20 protein-coding genes are annotated in these 20528 nt (G+C 61.2%); 2 read left to right on the top strand and 18 right to left on the bottom strand.

Going from position 1 to position 20528, the window contains the following annotated elements; genetic code table 11:
- Positions 1–22 precede the first annotated feature (22 nt).
- Positions 23–1390 carry a DUF3179 domain-containing protein gene (locus ACR0LI_RS02310; protein ID WP_480717947.1) on the top strand — a complete coding sequence of 456 codons (1368 nt, stop codon included), beginning with the start codon at positions 23–25 and terminating at the stop codon, positions 1388–1390.
- A 3-nt stretch (positions 1391–1393) separates the two neighbouring features.
- Here the strand turns inward: ACR0LI_RS02310 and ACR0LI_RS02305 are convergent, their stop codons facing one another.
- From ACR0LI_RS02305 to ACR0LI_RS02225, 17 genes are all read right to left on the bottom strand, one after another.
- Positions 1394–3079 carry a chloride channel protein gene (locus tag ACR0LI_RS02305; protein ID WP_171631023.1) on the bottom strand — a complete coding sequence of 562 codons (1686 nt, stop codon included), beginning with the start codon at positions 3077–3079 and terminating at the stop codon, positions 1394–1396.
- Between the two features lie 100 nt (positions 3080–3179).
- Positions 3180–4829: a DNA repair protein RecN gene (gene recN, locus ACR0LI_RS02300; protein ID WP_480490630.1), complete on the bottom strand. Its 1650-nt coding sequence runs from the start codon at positions 4827–4829 to the stop codon at positions 3180–3182.
- A gap of 36 nt (positions 4830–4865) precedes the next feature.
- Positions 4866–5729, bottom strand: a complete 864-nt coding sequence (locus ACR0LI_RS02295) for an outer membrane protein assembly factor BamD (RefSeq protein WP_209832531.1) — start codon at positions 5727–5729, stop codon at positions 4866–4868.
- A gap of 126 nt (positions 5730–5855) precedes the next feature.
- Positions 5856–6776, bottom strand: coding sequence for a UDP-3-O-acyl-N-acetylglucosamine deacetylase (gene lpxC, locus ACR0LI_RS02290; RefSeq protein ID WP_171722921.1), 921 nt, complete (start codon positions 6774–6776; stop codon positions 5856–5858).
- 213 nt (positions 6777–6989) lie between these two features.
- Complete coding sequence (ftsZ, locus tag ACR0LI_RS02285; RefSeq protein ID WP_480717946.1) at positions 6990–8594, bottom strand: cell division protein FtsZ; 1605 nt, start codon at positions 8592–8594, stop codon at positions 6990–6992.
- A gap of 348 nt (positions 8595–8942) precedes the next feature.
- Positions 8943–9362 (bottom strand): hypothetical protein, encoded by a 420-nt coding sequence (locus ACR0LI_RS02280; protein WP_480717945.1) that lies wholly within the window; start codon positions 9360–9362, stop codon positions 8943–8945.
- A complete protein-coding gene (ftsA, locus tag ACR0LI_RS02275) occupies positions 9349–10683 on the bottom strand; it encodes a cell division protein FtsA (RefSeq protein WP_170344711.1) in 1335 nt (444 codons plus the stop codon). Before ftsA ends, ACR0LI_RS02280 begins: the two co-directional genes overlap by 14 nt.
- A gap of 8 nt (positions 10684–10691) precedes the next feature.
- Positions 10692–11699, bottom strand: coding sequence for a cell division protein FtsQ/DivIB (locus ACR0LI_RS02270; protein WP_480485259.1), 1008 nt, complete (start codon positions 11697–11699; stop codon positions 10692–10694).
- Positions 11687–12610: a D-alanine--D-alanine ligase gene (locus ACR0LI_RS02265; RefSeq protein WP_480717944.1), complete on the bottom strand. Its 924-nt coding sequence runs from the start codon at positions 12608–12610 to the stop codon at positions 11687–11689. The genes ACR0LI_RS02270 and ACR0LI_RS02265 overlap by 13 nt, the downstream gene beginning before the upstream one ends.
- 102 nt (positions 12611–12712) lie before the next feature.
- A complete protein-coding gene (murB, locus tag ACR0LI_RS02260; protein ID WP_480619874.1) occupies positions 12713–13639 on the bottom strand; it encodes a UDP-N-acetylmuramate dehydrogenase in 927 nt (308 codons plus the stop codon).
- Complete coding sequence (locus ACR0LI_RS02255) at positions 13636–13929, bottom strand: hypothetical protein (protein ID WP_152458656.1); 294 nt, start codon at positions 13927–13929, stop codon at positions 13636–13638. The genes murB and ACR0LI_RS02255 overlap by 4 nt, the downstream gene beginning before the upstream one ends.
- Before the next feature lie 24 nt (positions 13930–13953).
- Positions 13954–14220: a DUF2484 family protein gene (locus ACR0LI_RS02250; protein ID WP_171114920.1), complete on the bottom strand. Its 267-nt coding sequence runs from the start codon at positions 14218–14220 to the stop codon at positions 13954–13956.
- On the bottom strand, positions 14217–14465 hold the full coding sequence (locus ACR0LI_RS02245) for a DUF2484 family protein (protein ID WP_171631000.1): 249 nt from the start codon (positions 14463–14465) through the stop codon (positions 14217–14219). The genes ACR0LI_RS02250 and ACR0LI_RS02245 overlap by 4 nt, the downstream gene beginning before the upstream one ends.
- A 75-nt stretch (positions 14466–14540) precedes the next feature.
- The gene (murC, locus tag ACR0LI_RS02240) at positions 14541–15950 is read right to left on the bottom strand and encodes a UDP-N-acetylmuramate--L-alanine ligase (RefSeq protein ID WP_171630998.1); all 1410 of its coding nucleotides are present in this window, start codon (positions 15948–15950) and stop codon (positions 14541–14543) included.
- On the bottom strand, positions 15947–17044 hold the full coding sequence (locus ACR0LI_RS02235) for a UDP-N-acetylglucosamine--N-acetylmuramyl-(pentapeptide) pyrophosphoryl-undecaprenol N-acetylglucosamine transferase (RefSeq protein WP_480717943.1): 1098 nt from the start codon (positions 17042–17044) through the stop codon (positions 15947–15949). The genes murC and ACR0LI_RS02235 overlap by 4 nt, the downstream gene beginning before the upstream one ends.
- The gene (ftsW, locus tag ACR0LI_RS02230; RefSeq protein ID WP_171362489.1) at positions 17044–18207 is read right to left on the bottom strand and encodes a putative lipid II flippase FtsW; all 1164 of its coding nucleotides are present in this window, start codon (positions 18205–18207) and stop codon (positions 17044–17046) included. The genes ACR0LI_RS02235 and ftsW overlap by 1 nt, the downstream gene beginning before the upstream one ends.
- Before the next feature lie 226 nt (positions 18208–18433).
- Positions 18434–18769 (bottom strand): cupin domain-containing protein, encoded by a 336-nt coding sequence (locus ACR0LI_RS02225; RefSeq protein ID WP_209832518.1) that lies wholly within the window; start codon positions 18767–18769, stop codon positions 18434–18436.
- A gap of 189 nt (positions 18770–18958) precedes the next feature.
- Between ACR0LI_RS02225 and ACR0LI_RS02220 the strand changes: the two genes are divergently transcribed.
- Entirely contained in the window at positions 18959–20140 is a 1182-nt protein-coding gene (locus ACR0LI_RS02220; protein ID WP_480717942.1) for a BaiN/RdsA family NAD(P)/FAD-dependent oxidoreductase, read from the top strand.
- Here ACR0LI_RS02220 and ACR0LI_RS02215 read toward each other — a convergent pair.
- Positions 20137–20511 carry a glycine zipper family protein gene (locus ACR0LI_RS02215; RefSeq protein ID WP_245217959.1) on the bottom strand — a complete coding sequence of 125 codons (375 nt, stop codon included), beginning with the start codon at positions 20509–20511 and terminating at the stop codon, positions 20137–20139. The genes ACR0LI_RS02220 and ACR0LI_RS02215 overlap by 4 nt on opposite strands.
- Between the last annotated feature and the right edge of the window lie 17 nt (positions 20512–20528).

Genomic DNA, 20528 nt, shown 5'->3' with positions numbered 1-20528 from the left:
CGGGGTAACACCGGAGGCTTCCATGTCGACGTCACGTCGCGGTTTTGCTGGGATGATCGGGGCTGGTGCAATGGCGCCCGGCGTGCTGTGGGCGCAGCAGGATCCGGTTCTGGACGCGTTGCGCAGCACGCTGAGCGGGCGTCGGACCGCGTTTGAGGCGCAGATGGCGTATCTGAAGGACCGTGGCCAGCCGGATGTCGTGGCCGGGTTGCTGACTGCGATGCGTTATGCCGACAGGCGACGGGATGAGGTTGTCGAGGTGATGGAGGCCCTGACCGGGCAACGCCATGGCAATGACTGGTTCGATTGGATGCTGTGGCAGGAACGTAACCCGCAGATTGTCCCTCATCCGTCGCTGATCCCGTTCAAGCGCGAGGTTCTTCTGGGGATCGACCCGAATTTCGATCTGTTCCTGCGGCCCGAATATTTGCAACGCGACAAGATGAAGATCCGCCTGGAAGAGATCGCCTGGGGCGGTGTCTACAAGGATGGCATTCCGTCCCTGGACGATCCCACCCTGATCTCTGCTTCGAATGCGGGGTATCTGAAGGGCGATGATCTGGTGTTCGGCGTCGCCATCAACGGGGATGAGCGCGCCTATCCCCTGCGGATCATGGGTTGGCACGAGATGTTCAACGAGGTGATCGGTGGCGTGCCCGTGGCGCTGGCCTATTGCACGCTTTGCGGGTCTGGCATCCTGTTTGAAACCCAGGTGGCGGGGCGGCGAAAGCCGTTCATTTTCGGGTCGTCAGGTTTCCTCTATCGCTCGAACAAGCTGATGTTTGACCGTGAGACGCATTCGCTGTGGAACCAGTATACCGGCAAACCTGTTGTGGGGCCCTTGGCGAACAGCGGCATCACGTTGAAACAACGCCCTGTGGTGATCACGACATGGGACAGCTGGAGGACCTCGCATCCCAAAACCCGTGTTCTGTCGCTGAACACCGGGCATCGGCGCAATTACGGATCAGGGGTGGTTTATCGCGACTATTTCGCCTCGAGCGAGCTGATGTTCCCGGCGGTTGTGGATCAGTCCCGGCTTAGGCAGAAGGATTACATCTTTGCCGTGCGCCAGTTTGGTGCAGCCCGCGCCTGGCCTCTGGTTGCGTTCAAGGGCAAACCGGTGATCAACGATGCAATCGGTCGGACACCTCTGGTTCTGATTGGCGATCCCAAAGAGCGCAGCGTGCGGGCCTATGAGCGAAAAACGCATGCGTTCTGGGCGACGCAAGGCGGGTTGCAGGATAGCGCGGGGAACGGTTGGACCGTCACGGAAGAGGCTTTGATCGGGCCGGATGGAACGCGTTTGCCACGAGTCGCCGGTCATGTTTCCTATTGGTTTGCGTGGGACAATTATCTGGGCGACGCAGCCAGCGTGTATGGTGAGTGAAACTCAGGAATGCTCTTCGGCAGCCGTGGCCGCAAGCGCCCTGTTATATGCCTTGAGCGCATCGACGTGATAGAGCGCCCCAACCGGTGTTTCAGAGCCGTCGTTTTCCAGAATGACAACCGGAATGCAGGGGATGTCGTCACGATCAAAATAGGGCATGGCGGCTTCCAGCGTGGCGCTGGCCTGAATGCACAGGCCCTGGTCGATCAGCCCCTGCGCCTCTTCTTTCGTGATCGACCGCGGATCCCCAAGCGGGCGCATCACGGCACCGGCGCGAAGCATTGCCAGCAGATAAGCCTGCGGCCCCGCGGCCAGGTGGACATCACGCCGTTCCAGCTGGGTCAGGAAGAAAGACCGGTCCACAAGTCTCGAGGCCAGTGCCGTGGACATGGACACGCTTACCATCACGGCAAGACCGATCTGCCAATCGCCGGTCAGTTCAAAAACGATCAAAGTGGTCGAGATGGGCGCGCCCAGCACCGCCGCAGCCACGGCGCCCATTCCGGCAAAGGCATAGAGCGTATGCGTGCCCGACACATCCGGCAACAACCCGGTGGCGATCAGACCGAAGGCCAGCCCGGTCAATGCGCCGACCATCAGAGAAGGTGAGAACACCCCACCGCCCATGCGCCCACCCATGGTAATCGCCACCGCAACCGTTTTGGTCACCGCAAACAGGATAGCCGTGGTCAGCACCAGATCACCGGTCAGGGCGCGAATTGTCGTCTCGTACCCCACGCCGATGATATGCGGGAACCAGATCGCCATCAGCCCCAGCATTGCCCCGGACACCGCAGGGCGCAACCAGGCCGGAATCGACAGACGGTTCTGGATATGGCTGCCGATATCCTCGGCAAAGAAAATCGACCGCATCAGCAGCAGCGCGACAAGTCCGCAGATCAGGCCCAGGATCAGGAATGCCGGAAGCTCGACATAGAATTGCAGCGATCCCGGCGTCTCCAGCGTGAACTCGGTAACGTCGCCATATTCCAGCCGGTTGATCACCGTTCCCGCGACCGAGGCGATGACGATCGGGGCAAAGGCGTGAACGGCGAAATGGCGCAGTACGACCTCAAGCGCGAACAAGGCCCCCGCAATGGGGGCGTTGAAGCTGGCCGACACGGCCGCAGCGACGGCACATCCCAACAGGTCACGCCCCGTGATCCCGTCCGCATGTATGCGGTTGCTGACCCATGTGGAAATCACTCCGGCCATATGCACCACCGGCCCCTCGCGGCCTGTTGACCCGCCCGAACTGAGCGTGATCAGCGAGGCGAAGAACGACGCGATGCCCGCCTTGACCTCGACCCGCCCGTCGGTGATGGCCGAACCTTCGATCACGTCGGCAACCGACCGGACGCGCCCGTCATTGGTGAACCGGTTCAGGATGATGCCGACGACCAGGCCACCGAAGATGGGAATGATCAGAACCATGAACCATGGCAGTTTCTCGGCGTGGCTGTGCAGCAGCAGGATATCATTGGTGTCGTACAGATAGGCCTGCAATGCGCTGATGGCCTTGCGGAAGCCAAGCGCCATGAAACCCGCCCCTATCCCGATGGCCAGCGCAATGAACCAGAACTGGATCTGGCTTGGCCCCCGGCGCAGCATGACCCGCCACGCATCCTTGATCGCGGCCACAGCCTGATTGAACTGGTTGCGCAGAACGGTGCGGGTCGATTGGGTCATTGGCCCTCGAGGATCATCACTTAACCCTTAGTAAGCCACGGAGCGCCCATATAAAAGTGAGATAGCGACAGTGTGAGCACCAATTCACGCCATCGCCGCGTCAGGCCTGCAACAGAGCCCGGGCGGCGGCGCGGGCTTCTTCGGTGATGGTGTCGCCGGCCACCATGCGCGCGATCTCGTCCACCCGATCCGGTTCGGCCAGAGGAATGACGGTGGACAGGGTTTGTCCGTCGGTAACCTGTTTCTGCACCCGCCAGTGATGAGCTGCCCGCGCAGCAACTTGCGGGGAATGGGTGACAACCAGAACCTGCCCGCCCTGCGCGAGCGACGCCAGCCTGCGTCCGACCGCATCGGCGGTTGCCCCACCGACACCGCGATCGATTTCGTCAAAGATCATCGTCCGGGCACTGTCGTCGCCAGACAGGCAGACCTTGAGGGCCAGCAGAAAGCGGCTGAGCTCACCCCCCGAGGCGATCTTGTTCAGCGGCCCCGCCGGCGCACCGGGGTTGGTGGCCACGGTGAAGGCCACAGCGTCGGTGCCTTCGGGGCCGGGTTCAACCGGGGTGATCTCGGTCTGGAACACGGCACGTTCCATCTTGAGCGGGGCCAGTTCCGCCATGACGGCCGCGTCAAGCTGCCCAGCGGCGGCCTTGCGCGCGGCGCTGAGGTCGGCTGCGGCGGCGTCATAGGCCTGTTGCGCCGCGTCTACGGCAGCTCGCCTGTCTGCCAGGTCGGCATCCCCTGCCTCCAACCGGTTCAACCGGTCACGCAGAGTGCCGGCAAACGAACCCAGATCATCCGGGGCCACGTCATGTTTGCGGGCCTGCGCACGGATGGCAAACAGGCGTTCCTCGGCCTGTTCCAATTCTACCGGGTTGAAGTCCAGCGCCTGAAGGCAGGCATTCACGCCATCCTGCGCCTCGCCCAACTCGATCATCGCGCGCCCGAGCGCTGCTATCGGTTCTTCCAGCTGGCCGCCCGCGTTGTCCGAGACGCCTTCCAACCAGCGCATGGCGTCGGACATGGCCCCTTCCGCCCCGTCCCCGGCCAACAGGGCAAAGGCACGCGCAACATCGTCGCGAATCCGCTCGGCCCCTTGCATCATGCGGCGGCGGGCATCCAGTTCGGCATCCTCACCGGGTTGCGGGTCAAGCTGGTCTAGCTCGGCGACCGCGTGACGCAGGAATTCTTCCTCGCTGCGGACCGCAGCCAGAGCGGCCTCGGTCTCGGCCAGCGCCTTGCGGGTTCGGGACATCGCGGCCCAGGCGGTTCGCACGTTTGACAGCTGCTCCGTGACCTGTGCGAATTCGTCCAACATCGCCCGATGACCACGTGGGTTCAGCAAACCGCGGTCATCGTGCTGTCCGTGCAGTTCAATCAAGGTCTCGGACAGCGCCCGCAGAACTTCGCCCGAGCAGCGGCGGTCATTGACCCAGGCGGTCTTGCGCCCCTCGGCCGTGTTGACGCGGCGCAGGATCAGTTCCTGGCCACCCGGCAGACCGGCTTCGGCCAGAATCGCATGTGCGGGATGATCGGCAGAGAGTTCGAATTCGGCGACGACCTCACCCTGCGCGGCACCCTGCCGCACGAGTTCCGCGCGCCCGCGCCAGCCTAACACGAAGCCAAGTGAATCCAGCAGAATCGATTTGCCTGCACCGGTCTCGCCGGTCAGGGCGTTCAAGCCCGGCTGAAAGCTGAGTTCCAGCCGGTCAATGATCAGCATATCGCGGATATCAAGGGCGCGCAGCATGTGGTCTTCAGCGTCCCGGACCAAAGGCCATCGCGATTACAACCATTCACCTTTGATGGTCTGACGATAAATCGTGCTGAGCCAGTTGTTACCGCGGCTCTTGAGATCAAGCCCGCGAGAGGTCAACAGTTTGTACGCATCGTCATACCATTCCGAGGACTGGTAGTTGTAGCCAAGAATGGCACCTGCGGTCTGCGCCTCGTCCAGCAGGCCAAGCGACAGATAGGCCTCGACCAGACGATACAGTGCTTCGGCGGTGTGGGATGTGGTCTGAAAGTCTTCGACCACAACTCGGAATCGGTTGATCGCCGCTATATAGTGATCCTGACGCAGGTAGTAGCGCCCGATCTCCATTTCCTTGCCCGCCAGATGGTCGAAGGCCAGATCGAACTTCAGTACCGCCGATGTGGCGTATTCGCTGTCGGGATAGACCTCGATCACGGTCCGCAGAGATTGCAGCGCCTGGAAGGTCAGGCCCTGGTCACGCCCGACTTCGTCGATCTGGTCATAATAGCTGAGCGCCAGCAGATACTGCGCATAGGCAGCATCTTCATCCGTCGGATAGAAGTCGATATACCGCTGCGCCGCCGCGCGGCTTTCTTCGTAATTCTGGTCCGAATGGAACGAAAACGCCTGCATGATCAGCGCGCGCTTGGCCCAGTCCGAATACGGATACAAACGTTCGACTTCCGAGAAATACCACGCCGCGTCGTCCGAGCGATTCTGCGACAGTTCGTATTCACCTCGGGTATAGATCTGTTCCGGCGTGAACCCTTCCAGATTCTGTTCACGGTCCGCGCCCTTGCGACCAAAAAGGCCGCCGGCGTTGCCGCATGCCGTCAAAACTGCTGCCAGAAGAATCGCACCCGCGAGTCTGACTGCCGCTTTGCTGCCAACCATACCGCCCATCCTTGTCGTCTTGCTTAATGGGGTTTGCCCCGATTTGAGCCATGGTCTAGCACAGAAAATTCCGGTGCAAAACGCCTTATGCGACTTCCGGCGCAAATGTCGTCAGAGTTGATCTGATCAGGCCACTTCGGGAATTTCGTTGACCACAAGCCCCTGCCCCGGCAGGCGCGCGGCCTGTTCCGGTGTGCACAGTACCGGACGCACGGCGCCCGGCGTTTCGAACAGGTTGCGCAGCAATGTGTTGGTCAGCGAATGACCCGACTTGTTTCCGGTGAAGTGACCCAAAATCGGCCCACCAGCCAGATAGAGATCACCCAGAGCATCCAGCATTTTGTGGCGCACGGCCTCGTCGACCCGGCGGAAACCGCCCGGTGTCAGAACTTCGACGCCCTGAACGACCACGGCGTTTTCAAGCGTGCCGCCCAAAGCCAACCCGTTTTCGCGCATCGCCTCGACATCCGTGCGTCGGCAGAACGTGCGACAATCGCTGAGTTCGCGCGCGAAGGAACCGTTGCGCATATCAAGCGTTTTGCTCTGGCTGCCGATGGCACCGTCTTCGAAATCGATATGGAAGTCGATGATCAGCCCGTCAGCGGGCGCAATACTGGCGCTCGCGCCTTCGCGGGATGCGGTGACGGTTTTCAAGACCTCATAGGCCAATACCGGGCTGGCCTGACGGCGCACACCCCGGGCCATGATGCCACGCACGAAATCAATCGAGGAGCCGTCCATGATCGGAACTTCGGGACCGTCGATCTCGACAAGCGCGTTGTGCACGCCACACCCGGCCAATGCAGCCATGATATGTTCGACGGTGGAAACCGAAACGCCGGCATCATTCACCAGACGCGTGCAAAGCGGGGTCCGTTCAACCGCATAGTAGATCGCCGGGATCATCGCGTCGCCCAGTTGAATATCCGTCCGCTTGAACCAGATGCCATGACCGGCTGCCGCCGGTTTCAGGACCATGGTCGCCGGCTTGCCGCTGTGCAGCCCGACGCCTGTAAACGTGACCGGAGATTTGAGCGTATGTTGCAAAATAGGCCTCGGTGAGTAGTGTCCAGCCTGCTTGGGCCGTGTTGGACACTGAGTTAAGGGAGCCCGCGTCAAGGCTCAACTCACTCTTTGCAACCGATTGAAACATGTATGTAACAGATCGGCAAAACCCTGCTCACATAGTTGCAAGTGACTATTAATAAACAATTAAGGGCCACCAAATGGCAGCCCTTTGAGTGGATTTTGTTACCGCGATCAGTTGGCTTGACGGCGCAGGAAGGCCGGAATTTCGATACGGTCCTGATCCGGATCGGCCTCTTCCTGAAGCGGCGCGGTTGCCTCGGACTGTCGCAAAACGGGCTGCTGACGCGGCGGTTGAGCCGGTGTGTCAGAGGCGTGCCCGGTCATCCGGTCGATCAGGCGATTGAAGCCAAACCGCGAGCGTTCTTCGTGTTCCGGCTGCGAAACTGCTTCGGGTTGACGGGGCGCCGCCGGACGCTGTGGCGCCGACGGAACCTTCTGCACAGCGGCCTGCAAACGCTGCAACGCTTCGGGCGACGGGGTGCCGGCAGCATGCCCGCGCGGTGCCACGAATGCCTCCGGCGCGGGTTCAACATGCTCGGGCTGCGGTTCGAATTCGGCCACACGCGGCTGATAAGCGGGTGGCGGCAAGCCGTCATCGTCACGCTCGACGCGCGGCTGGAATTGTGGCTGCGCCGGCTCTTCGGTGGCTTCGAACAGCGAAGGTTCGCGGTTTTCTTCCGGCTGCGGGGCAGGCTCTGCTGTGTCGGCAGCTACGTGCGCTTCTTCCTGAATATGCTCTTCAGCCGAAACCGTGCGGGTCAGCGGTTCGGACATCGAACGGCGTGCCACCGGGACTTCGGTCGATTTTTCGCTGGCGTCGATGCCGGTCGCAACCACCGACACGCGCATTCCGCCTTCCATGGCGGTATCCAGCGTCGAGCCGACGATGATATTGGCCTCGGGATCCACTTCCTCGCGGATGCGGTTGGCGGCTTCGTCCAGTTCGAACAGGGTCAAGTCGTGCGACCCGGTGATGTTGATCAGCACGCCCTTGGCACCCTTGAGGCTGATTTCGTCCAGCAGCGGGTTTGCAATGGCCTTTTCCGCCGCCTGAATGGCGCGATCTTCGCCTGTTGCCTCGCCGGTGCCCATCATTGCCTTGCCCATCTCGTCCATTACGGCGCGAACGTCGGCAAAGTCGAGGTTGATCAGGCCGGGCCGCACCATCAGGTCGGTCACGCCTTTGACGCCCTGATACAGAACGTCGTCAGCCATCGAGAACGCCTCGGTAAAGGTGGTCTTTTCATTGGCCAGACGGAACAGGTTCTGGTTCGGGATAATGATCAGCGTATCGACAACCTGTTGCAGCGCTTCGACACCATCTTCAGCCTGGCGCATCCGCTTGGCACCTTCGAACTGGAAGGGCTTGGTGACGACACCGACGGTCAGAACACCCAATTCGCGGGCAGCCTGCGCAATGATCGGAGCAGCCCCCGTGCCGGTACCGCCGCCCATACCGGCGGTGATGAAGCACATATGCGCGCCGGCAAGGTGGTCCACGATCTGTTCGATGCTTTCCTCGGCGGCGGCCGCGCCTACGGTCGGGCGGGCCCCTGCCCCCAGACCTTCGGTGACTTTCACGCCCAGCTGCACCCGCGCCGAAGACTGGCTTTGTTGCAACGCCTGTGCGTCGGTGTTGGCGACCACGAAATCAACGCCGTCCAACTGTTTTTCAATCATGTTATTGACGGCGTTCCCGCCTGCACCGCCAACGCCAAATACTGTAATCCGAGGCTTCAGTTCGTCGTGCCCGGGCATCGAAAGATTCAATGTCATGCTCTGTCCGCCTGTATTTATGTCCCGCCAAAGCGGTGTTTTTCTTACCTATCCTTGTTCGATTCTAGCGGCCTGATGCCAAAAGGTCACGTCAAAAATCGCGTTTTCCCACAAAATATGGAGGAAATAAGGCAGAAACCGGCGGCATTTCGCAGGTCACGCCAGATATAGCGGAAACAACGGCGACCATTACTAGACAACCGGCATGAACGCGAGAACACATTCGTTCATCGCGCTCTGATCGACTGTCAACTACATTGCGGAAAACTGCTCAGGTCCTGCCGCGAGGCCTCTTTCGGGCCTTGTGGATATCTTGCGGGATAAATCGAAACGCTGCAACCGGTTTCTTCAGCTGAGCGGTGCATTTGGACAGTCCAGGCCGCGATCCGTCATGGATCGCACTTCCTGTATTTCGCCATCGACGAATGAGGCAAGCCGCACCATCAAACGATCTTCATGCAAAAACGGCCACCAACAGACCGGAATGCCGTCCGGGTCATTGTCGTACAGAAAACACAACTGACCGTTTGGCGTCGTGATCTGCCCGTAGACACAGCCCTGCCCCTCTTCGCGCCAGACCGACATGCGGCGGTTCAGAAATTGTTCGGTTCCCACCAGGCCACCGCTGCGGATTTCGTAGAATGTCAGAGTTTTGCCGACCGCCGCGTCCAGAAACGCCTTGGGCGTGATCATGGTCTGGGCCGAGGCCAAGCAAGGCAGCAGCGCCGTGCCCAGTGCACACCCGCGCAGGACTCTACCAGTTGTCACGGAACCACCGCACGGCGCGCTTGAACGGGCGCGCGGCATAGGTATCGACCGGGATTTCAAAGTCCCACCATTCATCCTGAGGATGGGCTGCAAACAGGCTGAGGCCGACAGCGGACGAGAACCCGGGCCCGGTGGCTGATTGGGGCAGGCCATGCACGCGCAAGGGGCGGCCCAGGCGAACGCGCTGACCGAGGATGCGCGTGGCCAGCCCGTCCAGCCCCATGATCTGGCTGCCGCCGCCGGTCAGCACGATCTGCTGGCTTGGCATGTGTTCAAATCCGGCGGCGTCCAGCCGGACGCGGACCTCTTCAAGAATTTCCTCGACACGCGGGCGCATGATGCCGATCAACTCGGCACGGCTGACGGTGCGGCGGTCGTGTTCCCAATCGCCGGTATCACCACCGATATCAATCATATCCCTGTCGTCGGCCCCGGTGGCATGAACGCCACCATTGAATGTCTTGATCCGTTCCGCCACGGCGGCAGGTACACCCAAGCCCATCGAGATATCGGCAGTCACGTGATCGCCGCCCATGCGCACGCAATCGGCATAGATCATGTGCTTTTTCATGAAGATCGAAACGCTCGTGGTGCCGCCGCCCATGTCGATACAGGCCGCACCCAGTTCCTGCTCATCCTCGACCAGCGCCGAGATGCCCGAGACATAGGCCGAATTCGCAATCCCGGCCAGTTCCAGATCGCAGCGCTTGATACAGCGCACGATGTTCTGGATCGCTGACGAATCCACGGTCAGCATATGCATGTCGACCGCAAGGCTCTGGCCCATCTGCCCGCGCGGGTCGATCAGGCCCGATCGGTTGTCGAGCGCGAAATTCACCGGTTGAGCATGCAGTACTTCGCGCCCGTCACCATAATCCGGCACGTCGCAGGCGTTCAGAACCCGGCCTACTTCGGCCTCGGTCACGATCTGACCGTCCAGATCGACTTGTGCATCCAGCCCGTAAGACCGCGGGTTCGCGCCCGAGAAACAGGCGATCACATGGTCGACGCGGATGTCGGCCATCTTCTGTGCGGCCTGAAGCGCGGTGCGGATGGCACGTTCGGTTTCCTGCATGGCGGTGACTTCGCCGAACTGCACGCCCCGCGACCGGGTGGTCGCGGCACCGATGACGCGAAAACCTGTCTGCCCTGCCATGGAACCGATGGTGTTGTCCTCGCTCAGCCGACCGGTTCCGTCAAAGCGCAGCACAAGACAGGCGATTTTCGAACTGCCCACATCCAGAATCGCAATCACACCGCGTTGCAATGCCTGCCGCCGCATCTGACGCATGGCACGTTGGGACTGATAAAGATCGGTCATCATGGTCGTTACTGCCCGTTACTCACTGTCACTTTTGTGTTCCACCAGTCTTCGCTGGCGGCTTTGGTCATTCGGATGGTCGGACGCTGCCCGAGGCGCATGTCGACCACGGCCACGTCACGTTCCAGAAGGTCCTGTACCTCGTTCACGGCAAGCACGCGTTCCAGCGCACGCACCGGGCGTTCGGTCGGCAGCATGATGCGCTGACCACGGTCCAGCACCAGATCCCAGCGCCGCTCTCCCACGCGCACCAAGCCGCGCACGCGATTGCCCAGGCTGCGCGAAGTCCGCAGAAGCTCCAGCGCTTCTCCGACGTGATCGTCGGCGCCCATCCCTGCGATCAGCGGCAGATCGGCGTTATCCTTGCGAGAGGTGGCTTCCTTGACATGCGCGCCTGTCTCATCCAGCAGCTCAAGCCCCTCACGCGTTCGCCAGACGATTACGGGCTGACGCTCGACGACATCGACTTGCAGGATGCCTCCGGGGCGGATTCTGACGGTTGCGGATTTCACCGGGTCCAGCCCGGTGATCGTGTCGCGGATCTGTTCCACATCCAGATCCCAGGAACTGATCGGGAAATCCAGCGGAACGATTTCACGGATATCTTCGGACAGGTCGGTTCCCGCCCCATCGATGGCCATCAGGTTGACCATGAATTCAGGGCGCTCCTGAATCGAAGTGCGCACATCGGCGATATAAGCGGCAAGTGCGTCGCGACGGTCCTGCGAGGCAAAGAAGATGCCAACCGCGGCAGCGATGGCGCAGATCGGCAGGCCGACCTTGACACCAAGGCGAATGCCCGGCGTCAGCATCCAACGTTGCAGCCGATAGCTGAGACGAGACGGCGCAGGGTCACTGCGCCTCGCAGAGCGGGAAAACACACGCGCACCGCGCAGGCGCAAAAGCGGTTCGGCCTCGTGCGAGTCCGTGTCGGCCGAGGCGAAATCGGCATCCGGCCCCGCAAGTGGTTTGCTGCGGTGGATTTCCAATGAACGACTGGCGATCAGCGGTCGCATGAGGCGTCCTCCACCATCCAGGCGCAGAGCTGTCCGAATGTCATTCCAAGATGAGCGGCCTGTTCCGGGACCAGAGAGGTTGGCGTCATGCCGGGCTGGGTATTGGTTTCCAGCAGGAACAACCCATCGGCACCCTTGCTGTCATCCCAGCGGAAATCGGTGCGGCTGACGCCCCTGCATCCCAAGGCAACATGCGCACGCACGGCGTAATCCATGCAACGGTCAAAGATGTCCGGTGGCACATCGGCAGGCAGAACATGCCATGATCCGCCCGGTTTGTACTTGGCATCGTAATCATACCAACCACCATCGGTCATGATCTCGGTCACGGTCAGGGCGCGGTCGCCCATTACCGTTACGGTCAGTTCACGCCCCGCAACATATTTCTCGACCATGATCTGATCGGGCATGTCTTCGGACAGCCGCGGCGGGCCGTTGGCGTTTTCATGGACGATGTAAATCCCGACGCTGGAGCCTTCGTTGTTCGGTTTGGCCACATAGGGTGGCTCCATCACGTGAGCTTCGACCACCTCGACCTTGGGCACGATCACGCTCGGTACGACGGGCAGCCCTTCGGTCTGGTAAATCTCTTTGCTGCGCTGCTTGTCCATTGCCAGCGCCGAGGCCAGCACACCGGAATGGGTGTAAGGGATACGCATCCATTCCAGCAGGCCCTGCACACACCCATCTTCGCCCCAGCGGCCGTGCAGGGCGTTGAAAACCACATCCGGTTTGATGTCCACAAGGCGCGCGCAGAGGTCGGGACCCGCGTCCAGTTCGACCACTTCAAAGCCTTCTCCCACAAGGGCGGCCGCGCATTCGCGCCCAGAGCTGAGAGACACCTCGCGTTCCGCCGAGGGTCCACCCATCAATACCGCCACTTTGGGGTTTGTCCTGCTCGACATACCCAATGTGCGCCTCAATGTCCCCGGACCTTATGTGGTGGTCCGTACTGCGTTTATGCCTTTGATCCGTCGCCTGAATTTGCCTGTTATGGTCTGACGGTCGGGGCTTTATTCTGTCAGCGGATCACCGACCCGCATGATTTCCCACTCTAGCGTGATGCCGCTTGTTTCGTAAACCTTTTTTCGCACCTCTTCGCCAAGACCTTCAAGGTCTGCAGCGGTGGCCGCGCCGGTATTGATCAGGAAATTCGAGTGCTTCGGGCTCATCTGCGCACCGCCAAGCGTCGCGCCGCGCATTCCGGCGTCGTCGATCACTTTCCACGCCTTGAGGTCATGCACGTCATCCGCCTGCCCGGTCGAAGAAAACCCCGCCGGGTTACGGAAGGTCGACCCCGCGCTGCGATCTTTGGTGGGCTGGGTTTCGTCGCGTTTTTTCAACTGTGCCTCCATACGGGCATGGAGTTCTTGGGGACTGCCTGAAGGGCCCTCGAACACAGCCGAAATCAGCACGGCGCCTTCCGGCAGGTCCGTCTGGCGATAGCGAAAGTTCAAGTCTTCGGGCGTCAGGTCCACAAGTTCGCCTTGCCGGGTGACAATCGTGGCCTTGCGCAGAACATCCGCCGTGTAGCTGCCGTAACAGCCCGCGTTCATCCGCACCGCGCCGCCGATCGAGCCCGGAATGGTGCGCAGAAAGGTCAGGTCAACACCGGCATCCGCCGCCTTTCGCGCAACATGCGCGTCCAGCGCCGCAGCCCCTGCCGTAACCGTGTTGCCGTCAACCGAGATCGCGTTGAACCCGCGCCCCAGCCGGATCACCACGGCCCGCAGCCCCCCATCCCGAACGATCAGGTTCGAACCGACACCCATCGGAAAGATCGGGGTTTGTGCGGGCAGTTCCCGCAGGAAGGCTTGCAGGTCTTCGGTATCGGCAGGCTGGAACAGGTAATCGGCCGGGCCGCCGACGCGAAGCCATGTGAGCTCAGAGAGAGGTCGCGCCCGAGACAGGCGACCTTTCGGAACGGGAAACGTTGTCATGCGTCTGCACGCACCGCCAGGCTGCGTCCGCCCACACCGCCCATGATTGCAGCGAACAGAAAGGGAAGAACGCCGGCGGTCAGCCAGACCAGCGGGCCGAACGCCTGTTCTTCTTCGCCGGTGCCAATACCGGCCAGTACCACGATCAACGCCAGCCCGACGGCCGAGGCCAGACCGATCAGCCACAACAAGCCGCGCAGGCCCAGCCAACGGCCCGCCGTAAAACCGGCGGCGGCACCTAGCAGGAAAGAAAGAATTGGCAGATAGGCAAATGTGGCGACGGACGCCATGGCGGACCTCCTGAAACTGGCCGGTTATTCGTCAGCCGCCTTCATGCCCTGCATTTTCATCTTTGTCCAACGGGTCAGATAAATCACGGGCCAGCGCAGCACGGACATACCCATGGCCAGCACCAGCAAGCCGATCCACGGGCCGTTCTGATAGGTGACATACCCCAGAATCGGAATGCCCACGGCGATCAGGATATAGGCGCGTGTCCAGTGGTTGTCTTTGCTTGGGATCATTGCAAGCAGATTCGCGGAAACGCCCCACAGACCGGCAAGGGCGATGGACCAGTTCATTCCATGACCTCCCCGCGCACCCATTTTCGCCAGTAATACCGGATGGGGTTGCGGAACATCGAAACGAATCCGCCGAAGGCGAAAACCGACCAGAACCAACCGTGATCATAACCCAGCCAGACGATCAGTACCGGAGCGCAGATCAGCAGGGTCACGCCCGGCGGAAACTGCATTCGCATCGGCAAGAACGCCACGATCGTGGCGCAGATCACCCAAAGGGCGGCAATGATCATCGAATAGTCCATCTGTCCCCTCCGAGGACATGCGGCGGCTGCGGGCATTTGCTACACCTTCAGGTTGTGCACCAAACAGAAGGGAAGTCAAACAGCTTGTTTTCGTTGCAATCTCTCAGGCAGACCATTGGCCCAGGCGCTGATCGTACCGGCCCCGAGGCAGACGACGATATCGCCCGGGCGGGCCTGCTCGCGCACAAGCCGCTCAAGATCGTTTTCGTCAAACAGCGCGCGGGCGTGGCGGTGGCCGTGGCGGATCAGACCCTGCACCAGATCGTCGCGCGATGCGCCTTCGATCGGGTCCTCTCCGGCGGCGAAGATATCGGCGATAGCTACGACATCGGCGTCATTGAAGCAGGTGCAGAAATCATCGAACAGATTGGACAGGCGCGAATAACGGTGCGGCTGGTGCACGGCGATTACGCGGCCTTCGGTCGCCTGTCGCGCGGCCTTCAGGACTGCGGTGATTTCAACGGGGTGGTGGCCATAGTCGTCGATGATGGTGACACCGTCGACCTCTCCGACCTTGGTAAAGCGGCGATTGACGCCGCCGAAATTGGCCAGTGCCTCGCGAATTTCCGAGGCTTTCATGCCCAGATGGCGGGCAACAGCCACGGCGGACAAAGCGTTGGAAACGTTGTGGTCGCCGGGCATCGGCAGAGTGCAGCCTTCGATCACCTTGTCTTCGTATTGCAGGTGAATGTCGAAATGCGCGACGCCGCCCTTGTAGGTCAGGTTCTCGGCCCGCACATCGGACTGCGCGTTGAAGCCATAGGTGCGCACGCGGCGGTCGGTGATGCGGCCGACAAGCGCCTGCACCTCGGCATGGTCGGTGCAACACACAGCCAGCCCGTAAAAGGGGATATTCGATACGAATTCATGGAAACCCGCGCGCAGCTTGTCGAAATCGCCCCAATGCTCCATATGCTCGGGGTCGATATTGGTGACGATGGCGATGGTCGCGGGCAGGCGGTTGAACGAGCCGTCGCTCTCGTCCGCTTCGACCACCATCCATTCGCCCTGTCCCATCCGGGCGTTCGAGCCGTAGGCATGGATGATGCCGCCATTGATCACGGTCGGGTCAAAATCCCCTGCCACCATCAGTTCGGCCATCATCGTGGTCGTGGTGGTCTTGCCGTGAGTCCCGGCGATGGCGATGTTGGATTTCAGCCGCATCAGTTCGGCCAGCATGTCAGCCCGGCGCACCACCGGAAGGCCGCGGGCACGGGCGCCGTCAAGCTCGGGGTTGCCCGGTTTGATCGCGGTCGAGACCACCACAACGGCCGCGTTTTCAAGGTTTTCCGCGCGCTGACCGACAAAGATCTCGGCCCCCAGACTTGCCAGCCGGTCGGTGATCTTCGATGCCTTCAGGTCCGAGCCCTGAACCCGGTACCCCAGATTGAGCAGCACCTCGGCGATACCCGACATTCCGATCCCGCCGATCCCCACAAAGTGAATCGGCCCTACGTCCTGCGGCAGTTTGGTTGCTGGGTTCATGTGGTCTCCTTCTGCGCCAATTGTTCAACAAGGGCTGTCAGACGCTCGGTGGCGTCAGGTGCCCCGACGGACAAGGCGGCATGGGCCATTTTCTGTGCGGCTTCGGGGTTCGTGAGAACCGTGGTGATTTGCTGTGTCAGCGCAAGAACGTCAAGAGCCTTTTCCGGGATCATGATGGCCCCGCCCGCCTGCACCAAGCCCCGTGCGTTGGCTGTCTGGTGATCTCCGGCGGCGGCGGCAAAGGGGATCAGGATCGACGGGCGCCCGATGACCGAGATATCGGCAACGCTGGACGCGCCAGACCGCGAGATCACCAGTTGGGCATCCGACATGCGACGGGGGACATCATCAAAGAAGGGCTGCACGTCGGCGCGGATGCCGTGTTCGTTGTAGAAGGCTGTGACGCGCTCGCCATCCTCGTCCCGGGCCTGATGCGCCACGCGGATGTGAGTGCGGATTTCTTCGGGCAGTGCGGCGATGGCACCAGGCACCACATCGCTTAGGATGCGTGCGCCTTGCGAACCGCCCATGACAAGGACCGACATCGGATAATCACCGGGCGGAATGTAACCGGCCGCGGCGCGGTCCAGAACGGCGGACCGGACCGGGTTTCCGGTGTGGATGCCATGCGCGCCCTCGGGCAGGTCCGTGGGCCACACACCACAGGCCACCTGCGCGACACGGGTGGCGAACAACTGGTTCACACGCCCCAGCACCCCGTTCTGTTCGTGGATCATGCGGGGGATTTTGAGCATGGTCGCAGCGGTCAGCGCCGGGATCGAGGGATACCCGCCGAAACCCACAACGACGTCGGGCTTGTCCCGCACCATCTGGAACACCATGCCAGCCACGCCACCGGCGATCTTGGGGCCGGCCATGGCCTTGGCCGCCAGACCGCCACGCCCGAATGTGGCCGATGATGCCTCGACGATCTCGGTCGAGTGTGGGAAACCACCGGTATAGCGGGCGCCGCGCGGGTCGGTAGACAGGCGCACGCGCCAGCCCTTGTTCAGCATCGCCTCGGCCAGCGCCTGAGCCGGGAACATGTGCCCCCCGGTCCCGCCAGCCGCAATCAACAGGTAAGGGTTCCCCATTATCCTCGTCCGCGCAGAATTTCGCCAAGCTCGCCCTGTGGGCGGGTTCGGGTGAAGGCCAGCAGCATTCCGACCGCAATACCGCCTGCAATCAGGGATGAGCCGCCATAGCTGACAAAAGGCAGCGTCATTCCCTTCGCGGGCAGCAGACGTACCGCAACACCCATGTTGATCATCGCCTGCACGCCGAACATGCATGCCAGACCGGTGCCCGCCAGGCGGATGAACATGTCACGTTCCCGCATCAGGCGCAGCAACGAACGTACCACGACCAACGAATAAAGCGCGATGATGATCAGCACCAGGATCAGGCCGTATTCCTCGGCCGCGACCGCGATGATGAAATCGGTATGCGCGTCCGGCAGCGACCACTTGACCTGCCCCTCACCCACGCCGACACCGAACAGCCCCCCTTCGCGGATGGCGTTGGTGGCATAGCCTAACTGGGTGGTCGGATCGACCTCTTGATTCAGAAAGCCATCGATACGGCGGGCAAAGTGTTCAGAATTGGAATAGGCGAACATACCGCCCAGAACAACAAACCCGGCCATTCCAACCAGCAGCAGCATTGGCGCCCCGGCGACAAAATACATCACCCCCCAGCCGAACAGGATCAGGCAGGCCTGACCGAAATCAGGTTGCATCACCAGCATACCGACAATCGCCATGCACAGGGCAAACGACCAGATCCGCCCCGGCGGGCCGTTGATCTCTTGTGAGGCAGCCAGCAGCCATGCAGCAACGACGATGAAGCCGGGCTTCAGAAACTCGGACGGCTGAAGCGAGGCGAACCCCAGCGAATACCAGCGCACCGCGCCCTTGCCAAAGTCGGTCCCGAAGACGGGCAGGAAAACCAGTGCCACGAAGGCCCCCAGGAAACCCAGCACCGCCAAACGACGCACCAGCGTCGGCGACATCATCGAGGTCAGAAGCATCGCAATCAGCGCCAATCCGCCGAAGATGGCCTGACGTTCGACATAATGGAACGGATCGAACCCGTTTCGCCCGGCCAGCGGTGGCGAAGACGCCAGCCCCAGCAACAGACCGATGGCAAACAGGATCAGAACGCAGGACATCGTCCAGCGATCGATTGTGCGCCACCATTTCGGTAGAATCGGTTCTCCGCGCTGGTCCTGGACCGCGCCATACACCATCTCAGTCATGAGATACCGCCACTCTCTGCCTCGTCAACGCCCCGTTTTCGGGGTCTGATTGAGACTCTACAGGGATTTTTGTGTTTGGGCTAGTAGGATGAAGCCACAAGGCATAAATCGACCTTCCAGGCCCAAAGCACCCCCGGCAGCACGTGGCGGCCCGTGGTTATTGCAGCTTTGGACACGCCGCTTAGCGGAGCCGCGCGCGTTGATCCACAAGGCGGGTTGCTATGCATTATTCCTTGATCGGATATCGGTCGGGTTCCTCAAACACGTCAATGACGCGAGACCCCGCCTTGATGGTCCCTCCGTGCGCGACTCCGCTTGGGATCGAGTAGCTGTCGCCGGGGCCGTAGATGCGGGTCTGGCCACCGATCGTGAGTTCAATTTCACCCTCAACCACCGTCCCCCATTGGGCACCATGCGAATGCAGGGGAAGCTCCATGTCCTTGAGAAAAGTGAAGAAAGCGACCAGCCCTGCATCTGATCGAATGACGGCCGTCTGCACCACGTCTTCAGGAAAAGGCACATCCAGTTTTGGAAATGACGAAATAAATTCGGGGAATTGCATTCAGAGTTCCTTTTGCCAGTTTGTCTTGTCAAAACCTCTTTGCGGTATGGCCGCAGCATGTCAGTGCGCTGGAACTCTGGCAATCGCCCTGTCAGCCGACTTCGAATTTGAGAGAACGCGGCGAGCGCGCGCCGCGCGACTTCGGCATGGGCTCTTGCCATCTTGTTTAATCCACGCCATCCCCCGCGCATGACCTACGACACGATCATCCTTGGGGCCGGGGCTGCCGGCATGATGTGTGCGGCCCATTGCGGTGGGCGCGTGCTGGTGATTGACCATGCCAAGGCACCCGGCGAGAAAATCCGCATCTCGGGCGGGGGGCGCTGCAATTTCACCAACATGTATGCCGGGCCGGGCAACTTCCTGTCGCGAAACCCGCATTTCTGCAAATCCGCCCTTTCACGGTACACGCAATGGGATTTCATCGATCTGGTCGAGCGTCACAACATCGCCTGGCATGAGAAAACCTTGGGCCAGTTGTTCTGCGATGGCTCTTCGAAACAGATCATCCGGATGTTGCTGGATGAAATGAGCGGTGCAGGAGCAGAGCTGTGGGTTCAAACCTTGCTGCGCGATCTGCGCAAGACCGAAGGCGGCTTTGCGCTGGAGGTGGAGCGTGACGAGCAACGGCAGCACCTGACCTGCGCCAATCTGGTGCTGGCGACGGGCGGGAAATCGATTCCCAAGATGGGCGCTACCGGGCTGGCCTATGACATCGCGCGCCAGTTCGGGTTGCGGATGACCGAGACTCGGGCGGCGCTGGTGCCTTTCACCTTCTCGGACAGGCGGTTCAAGGACCTGTCCGGCGTTTCACTTCCCGTGCGACTGTCGAATGATAGCGCCAGCTTCGACGAGGCGCTGCTGTTCACCCATCGCGGTCTCAGCGGGCCGTCGGTGTTGCAACTGTCGTCATACTGGCGCGAAGGTGAGGCAATCCAGGTGAACCTGATCCCCGACCTGCCCCTGTTGGATCTGTTGCGCGCACAGCGGCAAAGCGCTGGCCGCAAGGCGCTGACCACTGAACTGGCGCGGCATCTGCCGGCCCGGCTGGTCGATTACCTGTGTCGGATCATTCCGATGTCCGGGAAGCTGGCGGATCAGTCGGACGCGAAACTGGTCGAACTGACCTCGGCCTTGTCTGCGTGGCAACTGGTGCCGTCGGGGACCGAGGGGTATCGCACCGCCGAAGTCACCTTGGGCGGGATCAACACGGATGACTTGTCTTCGAAAACGATGGAGGCCAGGGATGTCCCCGGCCTCTATGCAATTGGCGAAGCAGTTGATGTCACCGGTTGGTTGGGCGGCTACAACTTCCAGTGGGCATGGTCGTCAGGCCATGCCGCAGGTGTTGCAATTGCCGCCGGACGCTAGCCTACGACGTTGTAGCCACGCCCGCGCATGCAGTTGCGCACGATCACTTCTTTGTTCTGGTTTTTATTGATGACGTCTGCGCCAGCGCCTACCAGGGCACCTGCCACAGCCGCGCGACCAAGATTGTCGCTGCTGTCCTGAACGATCCCGGTAACGGCCGCAGCACCCGCTGCGCCAATTGCTGCATTCCCCGCGGTAGAGCCATCAACGCTGCTCTGCGATGCCGCCAGTTGTTGGCATTGCTGCAGGTCCACGTTGTAATTCGGGCCGACCGGACCGTCGACGATGGGCTGATAGTTGGCACCCGTGTTCGTACAGGCCCCCGCAACAAGAATGGCAGGTAGGATCAGAGAAAGTCTACGAAATGGCATAGTCATAACCTCGTGTT

The sequence above is a fragment of the Ruegeria sp. CL7 genome (genome assembly GCF_056536445.1).
Note: the sequence above shows the minus strand (reverse complement) of the source record. Positions and strands in the feature narration are given on the sequence as shown.